At 64.7% G+C, this 6,000-nt stretch carries 6 protein-coding genes; 3 read left to right on the top strand and 3 right to left on the bottom strand.

Annotation, left to right across the window (positions count from 1 at the left end; all coding sequences use genetic code 11):
* Positions 1-100 precede the first annotated feature (100 nt).
* Positions 101-382 (bottom strand): hypothetical protein, encoded by a 282-nt coding sequence (locus tag QOH60_RS23700; protein WP_526424320.1) that lies wholly within the window; start codon positions 380-382, stop codon positions 101-103.
* Between the two features lie 271 nt (positions 383-653).
* On the opposite strand from QOH60_RS23700, the gene QOH60_RS23705 reads away from it, so the two are divergent.
* On the top strand, positions 654-2,531 hold the full coding sequence (locus QOH60_RS23705; RefSeq protein WP_526424327.1) for a sensor histidine kinase: 1,878 nt from the start codon (positions 654-656) through the stop codon (positions 2,529-2,531).
* A 19-nt stretch (positions 2,532-2,550) separates the two neighbouring features.
* Here QOH60_RS23705 and QOH60_RS23710 read toward each other — a convergent pair whose 3' ends face one another.
* Positions 2,551-3,132 carry a sigma-70 family RNA polymerase sigma factor gene (locus tag QOH60_RS23710; protein WP_526424328.1) on the bottom strand — a complete coding sequence of 194 codons (582 nt, stop codon included), beginning with the start codon at positions 3,130-3,132 and terminating at the stop codon, positions 2,551-2,553.
* Positions 3,133-3,453: 321 nt separating this feature from the next.
* On the opposite strand from QOH60_RS23710, the gene QOH60_RS23715 reads away from it, so the two are divergent.
* Positions 3,454-3,714 carry a hypothetical protein gene (locus tag QOH60_RS23715; protein WP_526424321.1) on the top strand — a complete coding sequence of 87 codons (261 nt, stop codon included), beginning with the start codon at positions 3,454-3,456 and terminating at the stop codon, positions 3,712-3,714.
* 206 nt (positions 3,715-3,920) lie between these two features.
* Positions 3,921-4,631: a Crp/Fnr family transcriptional regulator gene (locus QOH60_RS23720; RefSeq protein WP_526424329.1), complete on the top strand. Its 711-nt coding sequence runs from the start codon at positions 3,921-3,923 to the stop codon at positions 4,629-4,631.
* Here QOH60_RS23720 and QOH60_RS23725 read toward each other — a convergent pair.
* The coding region (locus QOH60_RS23725) for a gamma-glutamyltransferase family protein (RefSeq protein WP_526424322.1) at positions 4,628-6,000 on the bottom strand (1,373 nt) is incomplete at its 5' end. The genes QOH60_RS23720 and QOH60_RS23725 overlap by 4 nt on opposite strands.

Raw genomic sequence — 6,000 nt, forward strand, 5'->3', positions numbered from 1 at the left:
GAATGACTATGTAGGAATGCCGGAGGGCGGCCCCGTCGCGGTCCAGTGTCAGGAGCCGGGCAGGAACCGCCCCCCGGCGTTGGGGGAGCAGCTACGGCGTCTATCGGTGTCCGCCGCCGCCGCCGCCGTGGAAACCGCCGCCGCCGCGGTAACCGCCAAAATCGCCGCCCTCCCAGTAGGGGTACAGGGGCTGGTCCTGGACCGCCCCCGGCGAGTCATTGATCTCGACGTTGCCCGGTGATTGGCACATGGTGTCGGGGGCGCCGGTGCTGCAAGCCGTCTGAGCCCCTGGGGTGTCGGCCGCAGCGAATGGCGCTGCGGCGATTGCGGCCACGGCAGCCGCCGCGATGAGTATTGGTGTGAATTTCAGTGTGTTTGTCATGTTTCCAGTGTTGCTATCCAGTGAGCCCATGTCGTCACAGCTGACACCCATCACTGAGTGCAACCTGCTGGTATTCGTCGGGCACGGCCAGCATCCGGACAGGCCCGCGGCTGCCACCCGGGTATGCTGTGCTGGCGCGTCTCGTTGAAGTGGCGAAGATCGATGTGAGTTCCTGGTGACGCAGAAACGGTCACGGCAACCTGGCTCGGCGTGGATGCCGGGCAGAATTCTTGCGGGCAGCACCTCGGAGACGGGTTTGGGTCCGCGGTTGATGCGCGCACGATTGTTGGCCCTATTGATCCCCCCTGCGGCGCCATCACTTGCGCTGGGGATTGCGGTGGGGACGGGCTTCATTGTGGTCGAGACCGTCGTCGTGTGTCTGCTCAATGAACTCACCGGTCTGCATGGCACCTTCGGCACGCTCTATCTGCTTGGCGTCCTGGTCGTCGCCACGGTGTGGGGGTTTGGGCTGTCTGCAGCGGTGTCGGTGGCAAGCGCGGTCGCGTTCGCCTACTTCCGCGATTGGCCGAAAGGACATTTCGCACCCTTTGAGCCCGAAAACGCGTTGGTGATCGCCGTCTTCCTGCTGATTGCGATGGTGGCCAACACCCTGGCCGGCCTGGCGCGGGTGGGGGAACGGTTCTTCAACCTGTCATCCGATCTCTTGTGCATCACTGGTCCTGAGGACGTCATTCGGGCTAATCCCGCCTTCGAGGTCACACTCGGGTATTCGAGCAAGGACCTGGAGTCGCGGCCGTTTCTCGACCTGGTCGTTCCTGATGACCGCGATCGCGTGCGCGCGGTGCTGCAACAACTCTTCGACGGCGATAAGACAGTGCGCTTCGAGGATCGGGTCATGTGCAGCGACGGCTCGCAACGCTGGATCGACTGGAGCATCGTGCCGCGCCAGGGTCTGTTCTATGCGGTCGGCCGCGACGTGACCCAGCGCCGGCGGGAGCAGGATGAGTTGCGTGAGGCGCAGCGCATGGTCGAGGCGAGCCGCGACGAGCTTGCTCTACTCGCCGACCAGCAGACGGCCTTGCGGCGAGTGGCGACACTCGTGGCCCGCGGAGTAAGCCCCTCTGAGGTGTTTCGCGCCGTCGCGGACGAGATGGCCCGATGCCTGCATCTGCACCACGCCACGGTGTCTCAATACGACGCAGGCGTCGCGTTAGTACCTCTCGCCATCTATCACGAGGACCGGGTCCAGACGCTGCCTGAACACTTCCGCCTGCCGCTGGACGGGGACAACGTCGCTGTCAGGGTGTTGCACACGGGTCGCGCCGCCCGAATGGACAGGCACAGCGATGCTCCGGGTACCCACGCAGCCCGTATCCGGGAGCTCGGCATCCGTTCGGCGGTGGGAGTCCCGATCATCGTCGACGGCCTCGTGTGGGGCGCGGCGATTGTCGGCTCGACGAGGTCTGAGCCCTTGCCATCGGACACCGAGGAGCGTGTCGGCGATTTCGCCGACCTTGTCGCCACCGCGATCGCGAACGCCGCAACGCGTGCCGAACTCGTCGCTTCGCGCGCCCGCATCGTCGCCGCAGCGGATGACGCGCGCCGCCGTCTGGAACGCGACCTGCACGACGGTGCCCAACAGCGGCTGGTCGCGCTGGGGCTACAAGCGCGGTTGGCAGAGGCGTCAGTGCCGCCCGGACTCGACGATCTCAAGGGCCAGCTATCTGGCGTCGTGTCGGGTCTGATGGGGGCTTCGGCAGATCTACAAGAGATATCGCGCGGAATTCATCCGGCGATCCTGTCCAAGGGCGGCGTCGTTTCCGCACTGAAGACACTGGCGCGCCGCTGCACGGTCCCCGTGACCCTGGAACTCGCGATTGAGCGACGTCTGCCTGACTCAGTAGAAGTCGGCGTCTACTACATTGCGGCCGAGGCGCTCACCAATGCGGCCAAGCATGCGCGCGCGTCCGAGGTGACCGTGCACGCAGAGTCGACCGTTGACCACCTCTCCCTGACGATTCGCGACGACGGAATCGGGGGCGCCGACTTCGCCGAGGGGTCGGGACTTGTTGGGCTCAAAGACCGGGTGGCAGCTCTCGGTGGCGAGCTGAGTATCACGAGCCCTGTAGGAATCGGAACAGCAGTGGTGGTGACGATTCCCCTCGACCACACCGAGCGAGCCAGCTAATCGCTGGCCCCAGCAGTGATCAGCTGACCGCCCGCCGTTGTCCGTCGGTGAGTTGCCGGCGGAGTTGTCGGCGGCCACGGTGAAGGCGCGACATCACGGTTCCGTGCGGGATGGCCATGATCTCCGCAATCTCTTTGTATCGAAGACCCTCGACGTCCGCATAAAACACCACCATGCGAAATCGCAACGGCAGGGCCCGCATCGCTGCCTTGATATCGTTGTCGGGCAACGTATCCAGCGCCTCGTCCTCGGCCGATCGCGATCCCCTCGGCGGGTGTTGGGCGAGCACGGCCAGCTGGGCCTCGCTGATGTTGTCCATCGGGTAGTGCAGCGGTTGCCGGCGTTTCTTCCGATAGGCATTGATGTAAGTGTTCACCATGATCCTGTACACCCAGGCGCTGACGTTGGTGTTCGGCTGGTACGAAAGGAAATTCGCGAATGCCTTCACCATCGTGTCCTGAACTAGATCCTGCGCGTCTGCGTGATTGTGACTCATGCGCAAAGCATGACGGTAGAGCGCTTCACGTAGGGGAACCACATCGCGTTCGAAGCGCGCGGCCAACTCACGATCGGTTGAGTCTGACCCGGATGGCCAAGTCATCCCGCGGTGCAGGCACGCGGTGCGGACCCCTTCGCCTGCTGTTACATGAATTGGTCGTTGGGATGCGATGGCGTCCATGGCATCCCACGATCGCATTCGTTGCCGGGGATGTCAGCACCGTTAGTGGTCATCAGCCAGTCATGCCAGCTGCACCTCTGCATACCGGGTAGCGGTACTTGGAGTAACCGTTCAATCGACTGCTTGAATAACTCACCTTCCAGATAACACTACCTCCAAATAGACGCCACCTCTGAGGATTTCGGCGGGTATGACGGCAACGCTGGAAGTGCACGCAACAATATGCACTGAGAGGAAACCATTATGCGAATCGGGCTGAAGTACATCACGTCAGCGTTGGCGGTTGGAGCTGCCGCGGTTGCTATCGCCGTTTCACCACCGGCAATGGCTGAACCACCGACCGGTCAGGGTGCGACGGTTGGTACCGCGCCGGCGGTCGTCGGCGCCGACTGGGACCGTCGTGGTGGCGGCCATGGCGGCGGGCACGGTCGTGGCGACTGGCACGGCGGTGGTGATTGGCACCACGGCTGGGGCCACTGGTACCCATGGGGCTGGGGCTGGTAGTTGGCGGTGGCTGGGGGCGACGTTTCCCGCAGGCATGAAGCGGTGATGGCCGTCAGCTGTGGCGACACGCGCGCGATTTAACGCGATCGTGGCAAGCATCCCGCCCGCCCGATCGGAGAAGTGACATGCCCAACGCCCCGGCAGATATCAACACCGACTTGATGCCGCGCGTCGACGATTGGGTCGCACCGCAATCGCCGGGCGACGTGGTCGAGATTCTCTTGAGGGCCGGGTTGTTTCGCAGAGTCGATGCCAGTGCACTCGCTGCGCTCACCGAGCGGATTCAACTTGTCGACTTCCCGCGCGGGCACAACATATACACAGCCGGAGAGCCCGGTGACACGTTGTACATCATCGGTTCGGGGAAGGTCAAGATCGGGCACAGCTGCCCCGACGGTCGTGAGAATCTGCTGACGATCCTGGGCCCGTCGGACATGTTCGGTGAATTGTCGATTCTCGACCCGGGACCGCGGACGTACAGCGTCACCACGATCACGGCGGTCCGGGCCGTGCCGATATCACGGGATGCGCTGCGCCGCTGGATGTTTGATCGCCCCGATACTGCCGAGCAGCTGCTCAGGTTGTTGGCCCGCCGGCTGCGCCGCTCCAACAACCTCGCCGTTCTGATGTTCACCGACGTTCCAGGGCGAGTCGCCGAGCGCCTGCTTCAGTTGGCCCATCGCTTCGGCACCCGGGAAGACGGCGCCGTGCGCGTCGACCACGATCTCAACGATGACGAGTTCGCCCAGTTGGTCGGCGCCTCAGCAGAGATGGTCCGCGACGCGCTGGCCGACTTCACCTATCGCGGGTGGATACGGCTCGACGGCACAAGCGTGTTGATCATCGACTCCGAACCGATGGCACGCCTGGCGCGCGGTAAAACCGACGACCGTAAGACGCGGCAAACGACCGCCTAAAAACCTGCGGCCTGGCCGTCGCGGCGGGGCTCGCTCGCCGCGAGGTAGCCGTCGTCGAGCCGCCAGATCGCCTGGCAGCTGCCGAACTGGTAGTCATCCACCGTGACGATCTCGTGGCCCCGGCGCCGCAACTCCTCCAGCGTTCCCGGCGGGAACCCGCTTTCGGCGCTCACCTGCATTCCCTGCACCCAGCGGAAGCGCGGACCGTCACATGCTGCCTGCGGGTTTTGGCCGTAGTCAACGATGCGCACCACAACCTGTAGATGCCCCTGCGGCTGCATGCTCGCGCCCATGACCCCGAAGCTCATCACCGGTGAGCCGTCCTTGGTCATGAAGCCGGGAATGATGGTGTGGTACGGGCGTTTACGCGGCCCCACCCGATTGGGGTGCCCCGGCACCGCGCCAAAGGCCGTACCGCGGTTCTGCAGCGAAATCCCCGTGCCGGGCACCACCACACCCGAGCCGAAGCCCATGTAGTTGGACTGGATCATCGACACCATCATCCCGGAGTCATCGGCGGCTGTGAGGTACACAGTGCCGCCCTTGGGCGGACTGCCCGCTGTCGCCGGTTGGGCTCGCCGTGGGTCGATCAGCGACGCGCGTTGTTGCAGATAGTCCCTATCGAGAAGTTGTTCCGGGCGCACGGGTGTGTAATCGGCGTCCGCGACATACGCAAGCGCGTCGGCGAAGGCGAGCTTCAGTGCCTCGATCTGCAGATGCACGCTATCTGCCGAATCCACTGGGAACGAAGCCATGTCGAAGTGCTCGAGGACGCCCAGCGCGACCAACGCGACGATGCCTTGGGTGTTCGGCGGGATCTCGTGAATCGTGTATGCCCGGTAGTCGGTGCCGATCGTGGCGACCCAGTCGGCGCGGTGCGCGGCGAGGTCGGCGGCGGTCATGGCTCCGCCGTTCGCTGCCGAATGTGCTTCCATCCTCTCGGCGAGCTGGCCGCGGTAGAACGCCTCGCCGGTCGTCTCCGCGATCTGTTCGAGCGTCGCCGCGTGCTCGGGAAACCTGAAGCGCTCCCCCGGTGCCGGTGCCCGGCCGCTCGGCAGGAACGCCTGTGCGAAGCCCGGGTGCGATTCGAATAGGGGCGCCTGCGCCGCCCACTGTCGGGCGATCGTCGGGGAGACGAGAAACCCGTTGCGGCCGTGGCGGATCGCAGGCTCGAAGATCCGCGCGAACGGGAGCTTGCCGAACTTCTTGTGTAGCTCGACCCAGGCCGAAACGGCGCCCGGGACCGTCACCGAGTTCCACCCCAGTTCGGGGACCCGCTGACCCCTGAAATACTCCGGCGTCCAGGCGGCGGGCGAGCGACCGGAGGCATTCAGACCGTGCAAACGCGTTCCGTCCCACACGATCGCGA

Source organism: Mycobacterium sp. (assembly GCF_032159765.1).
In the GTDB taxonomy this organism is placed as follows: Bacteria; Actinomycetota; Actinomycetes; order Mycobacteriales; family Mycobacteriaceae; genus Mycobacterium.